Annotated in this window: 15 protein-coding genes, 2 rRNA genes and 1 riboswitch (1 of these 18 running past the window's edge); of the genes, 2 read left to right on the top strand and 15 right to left on the bottom strand. The window is 46.7% G+C overall.

Features of this window, described 5'->3' with window-relative positions; genetic code table 11:
- Positions 1 to 225 precede the first annotated feature (225 nt).
- The 3 genes from V5J77_RS00140 to V5J77_RS00130 all read right to left on the bottom strand — a co-directional run bounded on the left by V5J77_RS00140 (position 226) and on the right by V5J77_RS00130 (position 4,099).
- A complete protein-coding gene (locus V5J77_RS00140; RefSeq protein ID WP_338553794.1) occupies positions 226 to 1,371 on the bottom strand; it encodes a ubiquitin-like domain-containing protein in 1,146 nt (381 codons plus the stop codon).
- 244 nt (positions 1,372 to 1,615) lie between these two features.
- Positions 1,616 to 1,823, bottom strand: a riboswitch (cyclic di-AMP (ydaO/yuaA leader).
- Positions 1,824 to 2,007: 184 nt separating this feature from the next.
- On the bottom strand, positions 2,008 to 2,781 hold the full coding sequence (locus V5J77_RS00135) for a TatD family hydrolase (protein WP_338553793.1): 774 nt from the start codon (positions 2,779 to 2,781) through the stop codon (positions 2,008 to 2,010).
- A gap of 22 nt (positions 2,782 to 2,803) precedes the next feature.
- Positions 2,804 to 4,099 (bottom strand): HD domain-containing protein, encoded by a 1,296-nt coding sequence (locus V5J77_RS00130; protein ID WP_338553792.1) that lies wholly within the window; start codon positions 4,097 to 4,099, stop codon positions 2,804 to 2,806.
- Between the two features lie 280 nt (positions 4,100 to 4,379).
- On the opposite strand from V5J77_RS00130, the gene V5J77_RS00125 reads away from it, so the two are divergent.
- Positions 4,380 to 4,634, top strand: coding sequence for an AbrB/MazE/SpoVT family DNA-binding domain-containing protein (locus V5J77_RS00125; RefSeq protein WP_012772023.1), 255 nt, complete (start codon positions 4,380 to 4,382; stop codon positions 4,632 to 4,634).
- A 119-nt stretch (positions 4,635 to 4,753) separates the two neighbouring features.
- Here V5J77_RS00125 and rsmI read toward each other — a convergent pair whose 3' ends face one another.
- From rsmI to V5J77_RS00075, 10 genes are all read right to left on the bottom strand, one after another.
- A complete protein-coding gene (rsmI, locus tag V5J77_RS00120; protein WP_338553791.1) occupies positions 4,754 to 5,632 on the bottom strand; it encodes a 16S rRNA (cytidine(1402)-2'-O)-methyltransferase in 879 nt (292 codons plus the stop codon).
- A gap of 31 nt (positions 5,633 to 5,663) precedes the next feature.
- Positions 5,664 to 6,320, bottom strand: coding sequence for a tRNA1(Val) (adenine(37)-N6)-methyltransferase (locus V5J77_RS00115; RefSeq protein WP_338556473.1), 657 nt, complete (start codon positions 6,318 to 6,320; stop codon positions 5,664 to 5,666).
- Positions 6,321 to 6,441: 121 nt separating this feature from the next.
- On the bottom strand, positions 6,442 to 6,888 hold the full coding sequence (locus tag V5J77_RS00110) for a DNA replication initiation control protein YabA (RefSeq protein WP_338553790.1): 447 nt from the start codon (positions 6,886 to 6,888) through the stop codon (positions 6,442 to 6,444).
- Between the two features lie 94 nt (positions 6,889 to 6,982).
- Complete coding sequence (locus V5J77_RS00105) at positions 6,983 to 7,786, bottom strand: stage 0 sporulation family protein (protein ID WP_338553789.1); 804 nt, start codon at positions 7,784 to 7,786, stop codon at positions 6,983 to 6,985.
- A 4-nt stretch (positions 7,787 to 7,790) separates the two neighbouring features.
- On the bottom strand, positions 7,791 to 8,768 hold the full coding sequence (gene holB / locus V5J77_RS00100) for a DNA polymerase III subunit delta' (protein WP_338553788.1): 978 nt from the start codon (positions 8,766 to 8,768) through the stop codon (positions 7,791 to 7,793).
- A 39-nt stretch (positions 8,769 to 8,807) separates the two neighbouring features.
- A complete protein-coding gene (locus tag V5J77_RS00095; RefSeq protein WP_338553787.1) occupies positions 8,808 to 9,251 on the bottom strand; it encodes a YaaR family protein in 444 nt (147 codons plus the stop codon).
- Between the two features lie 16 nt (positions 9,252 to 9,267).
- Complete coding sequence (locus V5J77_RS00090; RefSeq protein ID WP_099517854.1) at positions 9,268 to 9,597, bottom strand: cyclic-di-AMP receptor; 330 nt, start codon at positions 9,595 to 9,597, stop codon at positions 9,268 to 9,270.
- 68 nt (positions 9,598 to 9,665) lie between these two features.
- Positions 9,666 to 10,292: a dTMP kinase gene (gene tmk / locus V5J77_RS00085; protein WP_338553786.1), complete on the bottom strand. Its 627-nt coding sequence runs from the start codon at positions 10,290 to 10,292 to the stop codon at positions 9,666 to 9,668.
- A 107-nt stretch (positions 10,293 to 10,399) separates the two neighbouring features.
- Complete coding sequence (locus V5J77_RS00080) at positions 10,400 to 11,926, bottom strand: aminotransferase class I/II-fold pyridoxal phosphate-dependent enzyme (protein WP_338556472.1); 1,527 nt, start codon at positions 11,924 to 11,926, stop codon at positions 10,400 to 10,402.
- 91 nt (positions 11,927 to 12,017) lie between these two features.
- Positions 12,018 to 12,209, bottom strand: coding sequence for a sigma factor G inhibitor Gin (locus V5J77_RS00075; protein ID WP_338553785.1), 192 nt, complete (start codon positions 12,207 to 12,209; stop codon positions 12,018 to 12,020).
- A 214-nt stretch (positions 12,210 to 12,423) separates the two neighbouring features.
- On the opposite strand from V5J77_RS00075, the gene V5J77_RS00070 reads away from it, so the two are divergent.
- On the top strand, positions 12,424 to 12,954 hold the full coding sequence (locus V5J77_RS00070) for a transposase (protein WP_338553784.1): 531 nt from the start codon (positions 12,424 to 12,426) through the stop codon (positions 12,952 to 12,954).
- 157 nt (positions 12,955 to 13,111) lie between these two features.
- Here V5J77_RS00070 and rrf read toward each other — a convergent pair.
- Both rrf and V5J77_RS00060 read right to left on the bottom strand, forming a co-directional pair.
- A 5S ribosomal RNA gene (gene rrf, locus V5J77_RS00065) occupies positions 13,112 to 13,228 on the bottom strand.
- A gap of 119 nt (positions 13,229 to 13,347) precedes the next feature.
- Positions 13,348 to 15,235, bottom strand: a 23S ribosomal RNA gene (locus V5J77_RS00060); it runs 1,046 nt beyond the window's last position.

Raw genomic sequence — 15,235 nt, 5'->3', positions numbered from 1 at the left:
CAATTAACGATTCAAGCGAATCCTACGCAAACAAAAAGAAGAGGCAAGGCCTCTTCCGTAACCTGTCATATTTAGCTTATGATTGCGATAAACTAGAGCACAATCAAAGTGAAACGGCGGTCACCTTCCTCAGGCGGCGCAGCGCGTTTCTCTCCGAGAAATATAAGCCTAATGATAAATGTGAAACTTATGAATCGTTGTATTTCCATAAAGAACTGACGCTAATCAGCTAAGAGATGGCTTATTAGGACCAATCACATAGACGGTAAAACCTTTTTTCTTCCCGAATTGATTAGCTTGCTTTTCACTGTCAAAATACACATCAATCTTACTACCCTTGATCGCACTTCCGGTATCTTCAGCGCGGCGGAATCCTATGCCCTCGATGTACACCCACCAACCGAGTGGAATAACATCCGGGTCAACGGCAATCGTCCGTCCTTCCGAAACTTTAGCACCAGAGGCCGTAATACCATAATCAGGGTGGCCTTCGCTCTTGCCCGTCGAAGCTACTCCAGCTGAATAAGCGGTCAATGTGACGTTGCTAAGCACTTTTTTGGATTTGAGCGTAGTGCCGTCTACCGTTACATTGTTGCTGGTTGTCGCTGTGGACAGCACAGTAACCTTAGGCTCCGGCTTTTTCGTACCGATTGCAACGACCTGATTAACCGCAGCCGATTCGACTACCTTGTCTACCACTTTCTTGGAGACAAGCACGCCATCTTCAAACTGCTTCTCAATTTTGATCGTTACGACGCCTTCTTTGCCCGTCTGCACAATCTTCTCCTTGCCTACTTCCAGGTTCGGATCTTCCTTCTTCACAATGGTGAACGGTGTTGTGCTGGACGACTTGCCTAGCTTCGTATCGACGCGAATGACCGTTACGGTCATATCTGCGCTGACACCCGAGCCAAGCGAAGGTAATACTTTATCATCATCTTCAACAGGAATATTTAATTTCTTTATCGCTGCCTGCACGGTTTTCTCTGTCGTGTACACCGTTGATGTCTTGCCATCAGCTTTTACAAGTAGCGGTACCGCATGCTTAACCTCAAAGCGGTCCCCATCCTTTACAGCCGTATTCAGAGGTACAGATACCTCGTCATGCGGGCCAATTGTAATAGCTTGTTCATCCAGTAGGCGTTGCAGGACCCATTGTTTCGTTGAAACAACAGTTTCTTGTCCATTCACTACTACGGATACGCTTTTGTCAGCCGATCCGTACAACAACACCAAAAACATGAAAGTCATAGCGATTGAGATCGTAGTACTCAAAAGAATCAAACGCAAGTTTTCACGCTTCCATCGCAATGCGAAAGACATGCTGGATGATCGTTTCCCATGGGTCTCACTTGCTTGAATAATGCCCACTTCATCGGTCCTCCTTCATAGCCCCGCCGTCGAATTACGCATGATACCATTGACGCGACTATAGTATATTGGCGTGCTTCTAGCACGCTCCAGTATATTTCCTCTGCAACCTCCTAGATTTACCCTATGACGACGATTTACCCAATATTCAAAAATAAAAAGAAAGCCCGTCGACAGAGGATCTGTTTCGTGGCTTCCTGGGAATGTCGAATAGACTATTCAGGAAAGGTGAATGCACGAGGTTGATCACTCTCTATAAACGCTTACGAGGTTAGCTGTCGGGTTCGGGCAAGAGAGCTGCCCTATCGTCGGAAGAATGCTCATGGCAATCCCCGCCAAATTCACCCCTAGAAGAAATTCAAGTGCGCGTGCAATGTGATCCGCAATTTCCTCACAGCAACGTGCCTGGTTCCCCCGCTCTCCAAAGTTCGAAGATTAAGCGCAAACTGGAAATCCAATACAAAAATTTAAAGCTCTGAAATGAATCATACCTTCATCGGAGCCTAATTGTAAAGATCAGATAAAAACCGATTTAAGCGAAATTTTAGGATATTTACGGAAAAGAGAGTCTATTTCAGCATGAAAAATTAGTTTTATCGCCGGAAAGGTCACTTATTCTCGCTTTTATAGCCATTTTTACTTAATTCCAAAACATTTTTTACCGTTTTCGGTTGTCAAATTGGCGATTTCGGCCACCGATTTTCCTAATATTTCTGCTGCCGCTTCCGCAACAAGCGACACATAAGACGTCTCATTTCGCTTCCCTCGGAAGGGATGAGGGGTCAAATATGGGGCGTCCGTTTCGATCAAAATTCGGTCACTCGGGACCATCGCGAGCACCTCTTTTGGTACCCTTGCATTTTTGAATGTAAGCGGTCCCCCAAACGAAATATAGAAGTTCATATCGAGGCATTTTTGAGCCGTTTCCGGACTCCCTGAAAAACAATGCATAATGCCGCCAACTGCTGCGGCATCCTCCTCCTTCAACAGCTTGACAATGTCCTCATGAGCATCGCGATTATGAATAATAATTGGTTTTTTTAGCTTTTTTGCCAAGCGAATCTGCTCCCTGAATACGCGGTGCTGTACGTCCTTAGGAGACGTATCCCAATGATAATCCAGTCCAATTTCGCCGATAGCTACCACTTTAGGGTTAGAGCAAAGCTCCTCAATCCAGTTAAGATCCTCTGGCAGCATGTCAATGCTGTCAACGGGATGCCAGCCGACCGCTGCATATATAAAATCATATTTTTCTGCGAGTGCAAGCGTAGTTGGAATCGTTTCTCTATTGAAACCAATATTAACCATCAGGTCTACTCCTGCTGCACGCGCTCTTTCGATAACGGCCTCGCGATCTTCGTCAAAATGCGGGGAGTCCAAATGCGTGTGTGTGTCGAATAAAGAAATCATAGCTGAGCAAGCTCCTTCTATACTATATTTTAAATAATTTTCGTACTTTATCGCTTAATTGATCTGCAGCAGCACGCAGCTTATCTTCCGGATAATACAAATGGGACTGGCCCTGATGAAGCCCGGTGATGGAGCGAATAATGTCGGATTTCGTGGAAATTTCACTGACAGCCTCATACCCGTCCATTAACAAAATCGGCGTTTTTTCCTCCTTTCCCCCTTTTTTCGTATCAGGCCGATACACATCATAGGGTTGATCAAATGGAAAATCAATTTCCATATGATAATCCGGATTCAATCCAACTGCCGCAAATTGTTGTCTTACTTCATTAAAGAGGCTAATATCCGGTTTATCCAGCATAATGTATTTATAGAGGCGACGCGTCAGAAAACGATCACATAGCTCTGAGAGCAATTCATCGCCCTCTTCACTCCATTCTGTGAAGGCCGTTTGTAAATACGCCTCATCAAGCTTCAAATATTGTTTAACGGCAATTGTACCGTCAAGCAGTCGTCTCAGCGGCTCCGGCAGCCAGTCAAACGCATAGCCACCCTCATAAAGCTCCTTCGCTCTACGAAATATTTGTCTAAGGATGATTTCCGAGCTTCTCGTCACCGGGTGAAAATAAATTTGCCAATACATTTGATAGCGCGACATCAAATAATGCTCTACGGCGTGCATGCCACTTTCTTTAACAACAATCCTTCCATTTATAGGACGGAGCACGCGCAAAATACGCTCCAGATCAAAGTTGCCATAATTAACGCCTGTAAAATAAGCATCCCTCAATAAGTAGTCCATGCGGTCCGCATCAAGCTGACTGGAAATGAGCCCGCTGACAATTGGATTTGGATATGTCTTATTAATAACAGCAGTTACATGTTCAGGAAAGTCGTCTGCTACATTTCGTAGTATACGATTGATCTCGGTATCCTCGAGCAGGATGCTGCAGGTCCACTGCTCGTGATGCGTATCGAACACTTGCTCCAACGAATGGGAAAATGGCCCATGACCAACGTCATGAAGCAGGGCTGCGCAAAGCGCCAATAGCCGTTCCTCCTGCGGCCAGCCGGGAAAACCATTGCGCTCGAATTGCGAAATAATCTTTCGCGTAATTTCATACACACCGAGGGAGTGGGAAAATCGGCTGTGCTCAGCACCATGAAAAGTGAGATAAGAGGTACCAAGCTGCCGTATACGCCTTAATCTTTGAAACTCCTTCGTGTTGATTAAATCCCATATTGTCTGATCCTGCACATAAATATATTTATGAACAGGGTCCTTAAAAACTTTTTCTTCCGATAGCTGTCGGTTCATTCAACAAATCAACTCCTTTTGTTCTCTGATTCGACATAAAAAAGTAAGAAATATGTCGAAGATTGTCGCAAAACAGTTTCCAAAATGTCGAACCTGTTGTATTCTATAGTAAGAGTAATATGACCTTACTATATAGTCAAACTCCCTTGTTACCTGCAATTTACCTCAATAATTTCAGTTGACTATTATGGGAAACGTTGGTATTATAGTAGACATAAAAAGAGAAACTATGTCGAAAAGTGACGAATACACTTTTTGATGAGAGGGGAAACAAATTATTATGATGAAATCCACAGGTATTGTCCGTAAGGTTGATGAATTAGGTCGCGTTGTTATTCCGATTGAGCTTCGCCGCACGCTTGGTATTGGAGAGAAAGATGCACTAGAGATTTATGTAGACGGCGAGCGCATTATGTTGAAGAAATACGAGCCAGCTTGTATCTTCTGTGGCAACGCTGAGAACGTATCTTACTTCAAAGGAAAAATTGTTTGTCACATTTGTTTATCAGAAATGCCTTCACCTGTGACAAAATAAAAAAAATAGGTTATAATAACCTTATTCAACTAGTTAATTCTAACCTTTTAATACTCCTTATTGCCTTCCTGCGCTAGAACCCGGCCAGGAAGGTCTTTTTTTCTCTATTTTTTGTTTTTCTAGCGGTTTACCTCATTATAAACATCACGTCTTGATAGTCCACGATCTGTAGCCGCTTTTTTAATCGCATCCTTACGTCCAAGCTCCGCCTCATAATGCGTCACATGCTCTTCCATGCTCAGCTCCGCCCACCAAGCAGCAGCAAGCTCCCCATTATTCTCATCCGAATTACTTCCTTCTATTATAAGACAATACTCTCCTAAAGGCGGATTTTCCTCAATCCAAGCGATACATTCCGTTACTGTTCCACGCGCCATTTCTTCAAAACGTTTCGTCAGCTCCCGCACCATTGCGATGCGACGATCTCCCAGATGCTCCAGTATGGCCTCCAGCGTCTTCCGCAAGCGATGCGGCGACTCATACAGCATCAATGTGCCTTCCTGTCCTTGAAGCTGACGCAGCCAGTTCGCAAGCGACTTTTTCTCTCGGGGCGGAAATCCCGCGAACATAAAACGCTCTGTTGGCAAGCCTGATACAATTAAAGCAGACAAGGCCGCATTTGCACCAGGAATCGGAACGACGAAAACACCCTGCTCGACCGCCTCAGCGACTAAATCCGCTCCTGGATCGGAGATAGCAGGCAGTCCTGCATCGCTTACAAGAGCAATGGATTGGCCCTCTTGCAGCAATCTTATAAGCTCAACGCCACTGGCTTGCTTATTATGTTCGTGATAGCTGACAAGGCGTGTCGCAATTTCAAAATGGGAAAGAAGCTTTCGTGTCTGTCTCGTATCCTCGGCAGCTATAAGGTCAACTTCTTTCAATGTGCGGATCGCACGAAAGGTCATATCCTCTAAGTTTCCAATTGGTGTTCCGACTAGATATAACGTCCCAGCACCATTTTGCTGCTGCCCGCTAAAGCTTTTTTGCACAAACATTATTGAGTCCTCCTACTAGCCTTCCACTAGGCTAAATATCATATACCATAATTGGCGGCAGCAGCCTGAGCTCTGGTCTTCCATCGCGCATAGCCTCAATAAGCACCATATTCGCTTCGCCATTTTTGTTTGGATGAATGAACTGTACCCGTTTTGGCTCCAGCTTATACTTACGCATTGTCTCGATAATTTCTACAAAGCGCGATGGGCGGTGCACCATAGCTACCTTTCCAGCTGGACGCACAAGTCTTGAGCATGCTTCAACAATATCTTGCAAGGTACCATGTACCTCATGCCTGGCAATCGCATAATGCTCGTTTTCGTTAGAGTCGCCTGCTTCAGTCGACATATACGGCGGGTTTACCGTCACCGCATCATAAGTTCCATAAATCGCTTTATTCGCTGCAAAATGTCGCAAATCTGCTTCTACAATGTTAATTTGCTGCTCCAGCCCATTCAGGCTAACGCTCCGCCTAGCCATATCTGCAAGTCTAGGCTGAATTTCCACAGCATCAATTTGCGCTTTCGTCCGCCCCGTCAATAACAATGGAATGACTCCATTTCCTGTACAAAGGTCAATGATCCTTCCTTTTTTCGGAATGCTGGCGAATTTGGAAAGCAGCACCGCATCTGTAGAAAAACTGAATACCTCTCTGCTCTGAATAATTCGCAGTCCGGTATCCATCATTAAATCATCCAATCGTTCATTGGCCTCCAGCTTAATCTGATCATCCACGACTTTCCCACTGCTCCCTTGACATAAAGATACCGTCCTCTTAGCAAGGACGGCATAGTGTTAACCGATTGCATTATTTATTTAAGAAGGATAAGCAGAAGAGACAATCTCCTTCTGTCCGCAAATGCCCATAATAGACATTGCAAATATGGAAGCCTTCATGGTAAAGTCTAGCCAAATTATCATGTCCTTCTCCTACTGAATATGCAGCTGCATCTTCAGCGGAGGTGAACAGATCGGCTGCTTCTGTCTGCTGCTCTACCTTTGTGCTTGTCCCCATCGTCTTGCCCGCAATTGATTTTGAGGCTCCTGCTGCCTTAACTGGCAGAGGCTCCTCCACTTGTGGCGGAATCGTTTCCCGCTTCAAAATTTTGCGCAGCTGATGGTTTTCCATGCTTAATCGCTTATTCTCTTCGAGCAGTTCCTTCACTCGCAGCTTCAGATCCCCAACCTGGCGATGAAACTCGCCCATCTGGCTATCAAGCTGATCCATTTGAACAAAAATCTCTTTTTTCTCCAAGTTCCCACCCCAGAGCTTCAAGCATCGTCTTGCACCTTAGCTGTAAGCATTGCGCTTGGTCGTTTGGACATGCTATGAATTGTTCTTAATGCTATCATTTTAAAACAACATCGTCTAACGGAAGTTCCTTCGGTTTCCCCGCAACCTCAAACAAGTGCACGTACACGGTTTTGGAGCCAACATTGATTCCCGTTACCTTGCCTTCACCAAGCGAAGTGATAACGATTTTGCCGATGGCTGGAAGCTCTTCTCTAGAGCTTTCATAATTGTCATGCTCGTATTTCAAGCAGCACATCAAGCGACCGCATAAACCAGAGATTTTTGTCGGATTGAGCGACAAATTCTGATCCTTCGCCATCTTGATGGACACTGGCTCGAAATCGCCCAGCCATGAGGAGCAGCATAATATACGCCCACATGGTCCAATACCGCCAAGCATCTTCGCCTCGTCACGAACCCCGATTTGCCGCAGCTCGATCCGGGTACGAAATACGCTAGCCAAATCCTTCACAAGCTCGCGAAAATCCACCCTGCCCTCAGCTGTAAAATAAAAAATGATCTTGTTGCGATCGAACGTAAATTCGACATCAACCAGCTTCATCTTCAGCTGATGGTCTTTTATTTTGTCTGAACAGGTTGAGAATGCAGCTTGAGCAGCAGAACGATTCTCTTCTACTACCTTCGCATCCACATCGCTGGCGATTCGTATAACGCGCTTTAACGGAAGGACAACATCCGATTCACCGACTTGCTTTTGTCCAACCACTACTTTGCCATACTCGATCCCCCTGGCCGTCTCAACAATGACATGCTGGTCCTTGTCAACAGGATGCAGGGCTGGATCAAAGTAATAAATCTTACCCGCCTTCTTAAAGCGGACACCCACGACATTATACAAGGATTTAACCCTCCTGTAAGTTTACCATTAATTGCTCCAAAGCGAGTTGAGCAGATACATTCGACCGAATACGCTTGCTTGCTTCGAGTGTATGCTCCATGCAAGTGACCCAGCCTTCAACTGGCCGGCTGAATGCATGCTTGCTAATCCATTCCAACTGATCTATATATACAATATCTTCTTGCCTTCCGGCCTGAAATTTAATCATGTCCTTAAACCATAATACAAACAGAGATAACAGCAGCTGTGGATCTTCACCAATATCCTTCTTGATGAACTGCTGCTGAACGGTAATCATTGCCGCGGTGAATCGGGTCAGACTGTCCTTCCCTAATTGTATCACTACGTTTCGGATTTCTGCAAACTGATTCTGCTGGATGATTTCCCTAGCACCGTCCAATCCTGAGCTCAGCTGCACAGCTGCGCGGGCAAGAATGGAGGGCAGTCCTTCATTTGTTAACGTTTGAAGCATCTCGGTGGAAGACATCGGAAGGAACGGTACCCACTGCGTGCGCGAACGAATGGTCGGCAGAACAGCTTGTCCATTATCGGTTATTAATATCGCTACAACAGGGGATAGAGGCTCCTCCAAAAATTTCAGCAGACTGTTCGCCGCTTGAAGCGTCATCGTCTCTACTCGCTCAATCATGTATACTTTTCGTTTCGACCCGCTGCCCCGCAGTCCAAGCTCCCGCTGTAGCTCGCGAATTTGATCAATCTTGATCGACTGGCCTTCCGGAGCGATTCGAATCATATCCTGCTGATTGTTATTATCGAACTTACGGCATTCCAGACAGTGCCCACAGGCATCATCTCCTCCGCTTGTACAGAATAATGCTTTAGCGAAAGCCTCCGCCATCGCCAGTCTGCCACTGCCCTTCGGTCCATAAAATAAATAAGCATGCGATACTTTACCGCTTTGCAGCGCATGCTGTAAAATACGCTTCGCTTTCCATTGACCGGCTAGCTGCTCCATGCTCATAAGCTCAAATATTCCTTCCTCGATCGTAGCCTACACGACCTAAAACAATAAATTAATTAGCATGCCACGCACTTCACCAATTCGGGCTAGCAACTCAATACGCCCTTCCTCGGTCTCCAACAGCTCTTCGGCCATATTAACGAGCTCTGCATCAATCTCGTCAAGCAGCTTATAGCGCTTCGTGCGGCCTCGGCGGTCAAAGCCTCTCAGCTCTTTAAGCCCAATGCCGCGCCTAACGGTATCCTCCAGAAATTTCTTTACCATCTGACGGTACAGCTTTAATTCGCGCACCGTCATCACTCTGGATAAATGATCGCCCTGCCTATGAATATCCTGCAGCTTCTGCTGCAACTGCTCTTGTGTCCGCTGTGCTTCCTGCTGAACCATAACATCGCCGAAGCTTTTCATCTGCGGCTGCTTGGAAGCTAGGTCGTTATTCGCGCGATTCGCCCCAAGCGGACGAAAGCCTGGATCAATTTTCATCCGTTATCACGTCCAATCAGAAATGTTCAAAGCGTTCTACCGGAACGACGAATACAGCAGCACCACCAACTTGTACTTCTACCGGGAAAGGAATATAAGAATCCGTTGAGCCGCCGATTGGCGATACAGGCGTAACTAGCTGATCACGTACTTTGCAGTTGGTTTTAATTACTTGAAACACTTCATGTACGCGCTCGTCTTCGATACCAATCATAAATGTTGTATTGCCAGCCCGCAGGAAACCGCCTGTACTTGCCAGCTTTGTTGCCCGAAATCCTTCGGTCACAAGCGCATTCGACAAGCGGTTGCTATCCTTATCCTGAATAATCGCAATGACTAATTTCATCCTGATTCCTCCCATTAATCGTTATCGTTTATGCGGAAATAAGTAACTCTGTCTAATTGCAAAAAAGGCTAGATTCGGCTTTCAATTGCGGCTAAAACATCTTTCAGCACGCTATCCGGCTCTTGATTCGCATCGACACGAACCATTCGTTCAGGGAATTTCTCCAGCAATATAAAATAACCTTCCCTTACTCGCTCATGAAAAGCGATTTCCTCCAAATCGAGCCGATTAACCTCACGCTCATCCGATTGTCCAATACGGGCAAGTCCTACCTCTGGCGTCACATCCATGTAGATCGTGAGCTGCGGCATCGCCCCTTCAATCGCAAACTGATTGATCGACCACACCTCCTCCATGCCAAGTCCTCTTGCATGACCCTGATAGGCTAAGCTGCTATCTACGAAGCGGTCACAAATGACAAGCTGACCTGCAGTAAGTGCAGGCATAACCTTCTCCACAAGATGCTGACGTCTTGAAGCCGCATACAAGAGTGCTTCTGTTCTGGCATCCATTGCGGTATGATTCCGATCCAGTATGACTGATCGAATCTTCTCCGCAATAGGAATGCCTCCCGGCTCACGAGTAGTCAACACTGCCTTGCCCTGCTGCTGCATCTTATGCGCAAGCTGCTCAATCAGTGTCGTTTTCCCTGCTCCTTCGCCGCCTTCTATTGTAATAAAAATCCCCTTATTCAACGGTTCGTAACTCCTAATCTATGAAACTGAATTTTCAGCGTAATGCTTACTTCCATTTTAACAAAGCGACTTTCCCTTGTATACGAGCTTTTGCCGCTTAATCATATTTATTCCACGATTGCAATGGTTTGCATGGCTGGATCTAACGCTCCTTGGAACTTCGCACCACTGCTTGCAAGCTCCTGTATATAGCCCAGTATTTCCAAAGTCAGCCGTTCTCCGGGATATACAATTGGTATGCCTGGTGGATAAGGAACGACCATCTCTGCCGCCTTACAATTTACCGCCTCTTCCAGCTTTACTCTTACCACGGACCCCATACTTGCTCTTGAAAAGGTAATAGGCTCTACTGATTTTTGTAAAAACAGCGGGCTCCCAGCTCTTACAGGCAGTTGTTCAGCTATTACCCGTCCTTTAGAAGCGATAATCATCTCTACCGCCTGACAGGCATGAACAAGACGATCCACATCCGCGAACTGAATGCCTATCCCCAGCAAAAGAACGACATGGCGCGTATCCGCCATTTCTGCCCAGCACCCCTGCTGTTCCAGCAGCTTCAATATCTCAAAACCACTCAACGCACCTGTTCGATCCCATAATACAATTCGCAATGGATCTAATTGATTGTATGCAGGAGATACTACTAACGTATTCGCATACGGTGTTAATATCTCAATTGCGGCACAGCTCTCTTCTATTGCCATACGCAAATATGCCGCAGCAGCTAGAGCAGCTTCAAAACATCCAGCTCCTGCCGCATCTATCATTGCACGGGAAATATCGAGTGAGGCCATAATGGGAAAAGAAGGGCTTGAGCTTTGAATTGTAGCTAAGGCCTCCCTTAATGAGGATCGGTTAAGGAGCTCTCCCTGCACATGAAGCATCGCTCCCATTGTAAGTGCAGTGAGCGTTTTATGAGTGGACTGCACGACGGCATCAGCGCCAGCCGCAATCGCTGAGCCAGGCAGCTCAGGATGCAGGCCGTAATGCGCACCATGTGCTTCATCAACAAGCAGCAGCATGTTGCTCTGATGGATCGCTTCAGCATAAGGCTGGAGATTCACACTCATCCCATAGTAATTCGGATTATTGAGAAATACAGCTTTCGCCTTCGGGTATAGGTCCATCGTCATCTTCACCTGTGCTAGCGAAGGCTGCGTCGCAATTCCTGTTCGTTCATCCATTTGCGGCATTATAAAAACCGCTTTGGCGCCCGCCAGCTTCAAACCGTTAATAACTGACTTATGCACGTTACGCTGTACAAGAATATAATCGCCAGGCTCACATACAGCCAGCAGCATAGCTAGATTGCCAGAGGTGCTCCCTCCCACTAGAAAAAAGCTTTCCTCCGCCCCAAAGCAGCGTGCTGCCAAGTGTTGCGCTTCGGCAATGGCTCCCTCCGGATGATGCAAATCATCTGTAGCGGACAGTTCTGTCACATCCAGCTTCATCATTGCTGCAAAGGTTTCTTTCATTTCCTTTATATAATCGGACTCCAGCCCTTCGCCTTCCCGCTCAGTCTTAATCGCTCCAAGTGCTTGACCGTAGCGATGCCCAGGTACATGAAAACTAACCGGCTGTGAATCTGTATGTTTAAGCAGCATTTCATATAATGGAGCATGTACATGTTGCATCAAAAATAGCCGTCCCTTTCCCTATAAACTTAAATCTATTGTATAGGATTTGAATAAGAAAAAAAGAGCGAATTCTATAGTTAGAGTTCGCTCAAGCGTTTTTTTCAACGAAAATTCGCTTCATCTGATGGATAAAGAACGGATATTTTGCATCTTTAACATCGGTTTGCACCATTTCCATTTCGCATGATTGGCATATAAATTCAGTAACGATGCGAATTCCTTCACCTTCGGCTTTATGCTCGCCGCATATAATACAATGAAGCTGATGATTTTCAAGCATTCGAATCCCGCCTTTCATCGCAACTCTATAGCTACTATTATGGCATATATTCTAGCTTTTTAAACTTGTTTCATAGCCCATTTCAAATATTTATATATCGTATGCCGCCATAGCCCAGATGGTGAATACAAAATTAGCTCTGTGCTATGGCGGGAAAGCTCTAATTAACCGATATATATAATAGCTTGAACGTTATAGAAGGGATGTTAGAAAGATGCGCCAATCATTATCTGAGCAGCAAGCTGCAACGATTTATCAATACCAGCTCGTTAAACGCAAAATCATTAGGCCTGAGCTCGTCCAAAGCCATATCCTTATTGCTGTTATATTCGTAGCTTTTCAACTTATTATGTATGGAAGAGATGGACTTTTCAGCTGGTTATTCGGATTTGCAGTTATTCAGGTCATTCATCTTATTATTTTGCTGCTAACCTTTATTCGAGTGGATGAGGCAGCTGATCGCCGCTGGGTCTGGGGTATTACACCACCTTGGTTTGGCTTTAAGCCTGCTAACGATATTAAGCTTCAGCTGTTCCGCCGTGTACATCGCCAGCTGTTCTGGATAGGACTTTGCGGCACGGGCATCTTGTATCCATGGATTTCGGAATCGCTCATGATCAGCATTATCTGTTGGCATCTGTGGCTCATCGTTCCACGCCTCCTTTTATCCGTTACCTTCCGCAAGCAAAAAAAAGAAGGTATTCTCCGGCTCGGAAAATACGAAGCCTCGTATTACCATAGGTAATTTACTATTTCATAGCCTTATTATCATTAAAAAGAAGCTGTTCCGCCATAGTTGGCCGAGAAACAGCTTCTTTTTATGTATACACAGCCTCTAAACTATAAGGCTTTGTTTAAAAATAAAACAAAAAACCTGCCGCAAACTGCGGCAGGCTTCTCGTGCTTGGCGACGTCCTACTCTCCCAGGACCCTGCGGTCCAAGTACCATCGGCGCTGGAGGGCTTAACGGTCGTGTTCGGGATGGGAACGCGTGGTTCCCCTCCGCCATCGCCACCAAACGGGTATTTTTCATTGAGTTGCTTCTCGAATCAGCTTCGAAAAGATCCAACGATTATCAAAGTATTGCTACCTTGAAAACTGGATGCGAAAGACAAGCTCTGAAACTTTAGCGTATTGTTAGGATAAGCCCTCGACCGATTAGTATTCGTCAGCTGCACGCATTGCTGCGCTTCCACCCCGAACCTATCAACCTCGTCGTCTTCAAGGGGTCTTACTAAATTGGGAAATCTCATCTTGAGGGGGGCTTCGCGCTTAGATGCTTTCAGCGCTTATCCCGTCCGTACTTGGCTACCCAGCGGTGCTCCTGGCGGAACAACTGGTACACCAGCGGTACGTCCATCCCGGTCCTCTCGTACTAAGGACAGCTCCTCTCAAATTTCCTGCGCCCGCGACAGATAGGGACCGAACTGTCTCACGACGTTCTGAACCCAGCTCGCGTACCGCTTTAATGGGCGAACAGCCCAACCCTTGGGACCTACTTCAGCCCCAGGATGCGATGAGCCGACATCGAGGTGCCAAACCTCCCCGTCGATGTGGACTCTTGGGGGAGATAAGCCTGTTATCCCCAGGGTAGCTTTTATCCGTTGAGCGATGGCCCTTCCATTCGGTACCACCGGATCACTAAGCCCGACTTTCGTCCCTGCTCGACTTGTTGGTCTCGCAGTCAAGCTCCCTTATGCCTTTGCACTCTCCGAATGATTTCCAACCATTCTGAGGGAACCTTTGGGCGCCTCCGTTACATTTTAGGAGGCGACCGCCCCAGTCAAACTGTCCACCTGACACGGTCCCCGAACCAGTTTCATGGTCCTAGGTTAGAACTCCGATACGATCAGGGTGGTATCCCAACGTCGCCTCCACACAAGCTGGCGCTCATGCTTCTTAGGCTCCCACCTATCCTGTACAGATCGTACCAAAGTTCAATATCAAGTTACAGTAAAGCTCCATGGGGTCTTTCCGTCTTGTCGCGGGTAACCTGCATCTTCACAGGTATTAAAATTTCACCGGATCTCTCGTTGAGACAGCGCCCAAGTCGTTACGCCATTCGTGCGGGTCAGAATTTACCTGACAAGGAATTTCGCTACCTTAGGACCGTTATAGTTACGGCCGCCGTTTACTGGGGCTTCGGTTCACAGCTTCGGGTTACCCCTAACCGCTCCCCTTAACCTTCCAGCACCGGGCAGGCGTCAGCCCGTATACTTCGCCTTACGGCTTCGCACAGACCTGTGTTTTTGCTAAACAGTCGCTTGGGCCTTTTCACTGCGACCCCCTCGGGCTATTCACCCTACCGAGGTACCCCTTCTCCCGAAGTTACGGGGTCATTTTGCCGAGTTCCTTAACGAGAGTTCTTCCGCGCGCCTTAGCATGCTCTGCTCGCCTACCTGTGTCGGTTTGCGGTACGGGCACCTTCACCTGGCTAGAGACTTTTCTCGGCAGCCGGAGTGCATGACCTTCGCTACTGTAATTTTCGCTCCCCATCACAGCCCAGCCTTATGATGAGCGGATTTGCCTACTCATCAGCCTCACTGCTTGGACGGACTATTCCATCAGTCCGCGTCACTGCCCTTCTGCGTCATCCCATTGCTCATAACGGTTTACGGTGGTACAGGAATTTGAACCTGTTGTCCTTCCACTACGCCTTTCGGCCTCGCGTTAGGTCCCGACTTACCCTGAGTGGACGAGCCTTCCTCAGGAACCCTTAGGCTTTCGGCGGACAAGATTCTCACTTGTCTTTTCGTTACTCATACCGGCATTCTCACTTGAATACAGTCCAGCACTCCTTACGGTATACCTTCAACCTATATTCAACGCTCCCCTACCCAAGTACCATTCGGTACATGTCATAGCTTCGGTGGTGTGTTTAGCCCCGTTACATTTTCGGCGCAGAGTCACTCGACCAGTGAGCTATTACGCACTCTTTAAATGGTGGCTGCTTCTAAGCCAACATCCTGGTTGTCTTTGCAACTCCACATCCTTTCCCACTTAACACACACTTGGGGACCTTAGCT

Source organism: Paenibacillus sp. KS-LC4 (assembly GCF_036894955.1).
GTDB lineage: Bacteria > Bacillota > Bacilli > Paenibacillales > Paenibacillaceae > Pristimantibacillus.
Note: the sequence above shows the minus strand (reverse complement) of the source record. Positions and strands in the feature narration are given on the sequence as shown.

What these genes read in the sequence shown, in the direction of transcription:
- V5J77_RS00070 (WP_338553784.1), top strand. Translation starts at nt 12,424, where the DNA reads ATGCGCCAATCATTATCTGAGCAGCAAGCTGCAACGATTTATCAATAC.
- V5J77_RS00135 (WP_338553793.1), bottom strand. Translation starts at nt 2,781, where the DNA reads ATGATTTCTTTATTCGACACACACACGCATTTGGACTCCCCGCATTTT.
- holB (WP_338553788.1), bottom strand. Translation starts at nt 8,768, where the DNA reads ATGAGCATGGAGCAGCTAGCCGGTCAATGGAAAGCGAAGCGTATTTTA.
- V5J77_RS00090 (WP_099517854.1), bottom strand. Translation starts at nt 9,597, where the DNA reads ATGAAATTAGTCATTGCGATTATTCAGGATAAGGATAGCAACCGCTTG.
- V5J77_RS00095 (WP_338553787.1), bottom strand. Translation starts at nt 9,251, where the DNA reads ATGAAAATTGATCCAGGCTTTCGTCCGCTTGGGGCGAATCGCGCGAAT.
- V5J77_RS00080 (WP_338556472.1), bottom strand. Translation starts at nt 11,926, where the DNA reads ATGCAACATGTACATGCTCCATTATATGAAATGCTGCTTAAACATACA.
- V5J77_RS00130 (WP_338553792.1), bottom strand. Translation starts at nt 4,099, where the DNA reads ATGAACCGACAGCTATCGGAAGAAAAAGTTTTTAAGGACCCTGTTCAT.
- rsmI (WP_338553791.1), bottom strand. Translation starts at nt 5,632, where the DNA reads ATGTTTGTGCAAAAAAGCTTTAGCGGGCAGCAGCAAAATGGTGCTGGG.
- V5J77_RS00115 (WP_338556473.1), bottom strand. Translation starts at nt 6,320, where the DNA reads ATGATGGATACCGGACTGCGAATTATTCAGAGCAGAGAGGTATTCAGT.
- V5J77_RS00125 (WP_012772023.1), top strand. Translation starts at nt 4,380, where the DNA reads ATGATGAAATCCACAGGTATTGTCCGTAAGGTTGATGAATTAGGTCGC.
- V5J77_RS00075 (WP_338553785.1), bottom strand. Translation starts at nt 12,209, where the DNA reads ATGCTTGAAAATCATCAGCTTCATTGTATTATATGCGGCGAGCATAAA.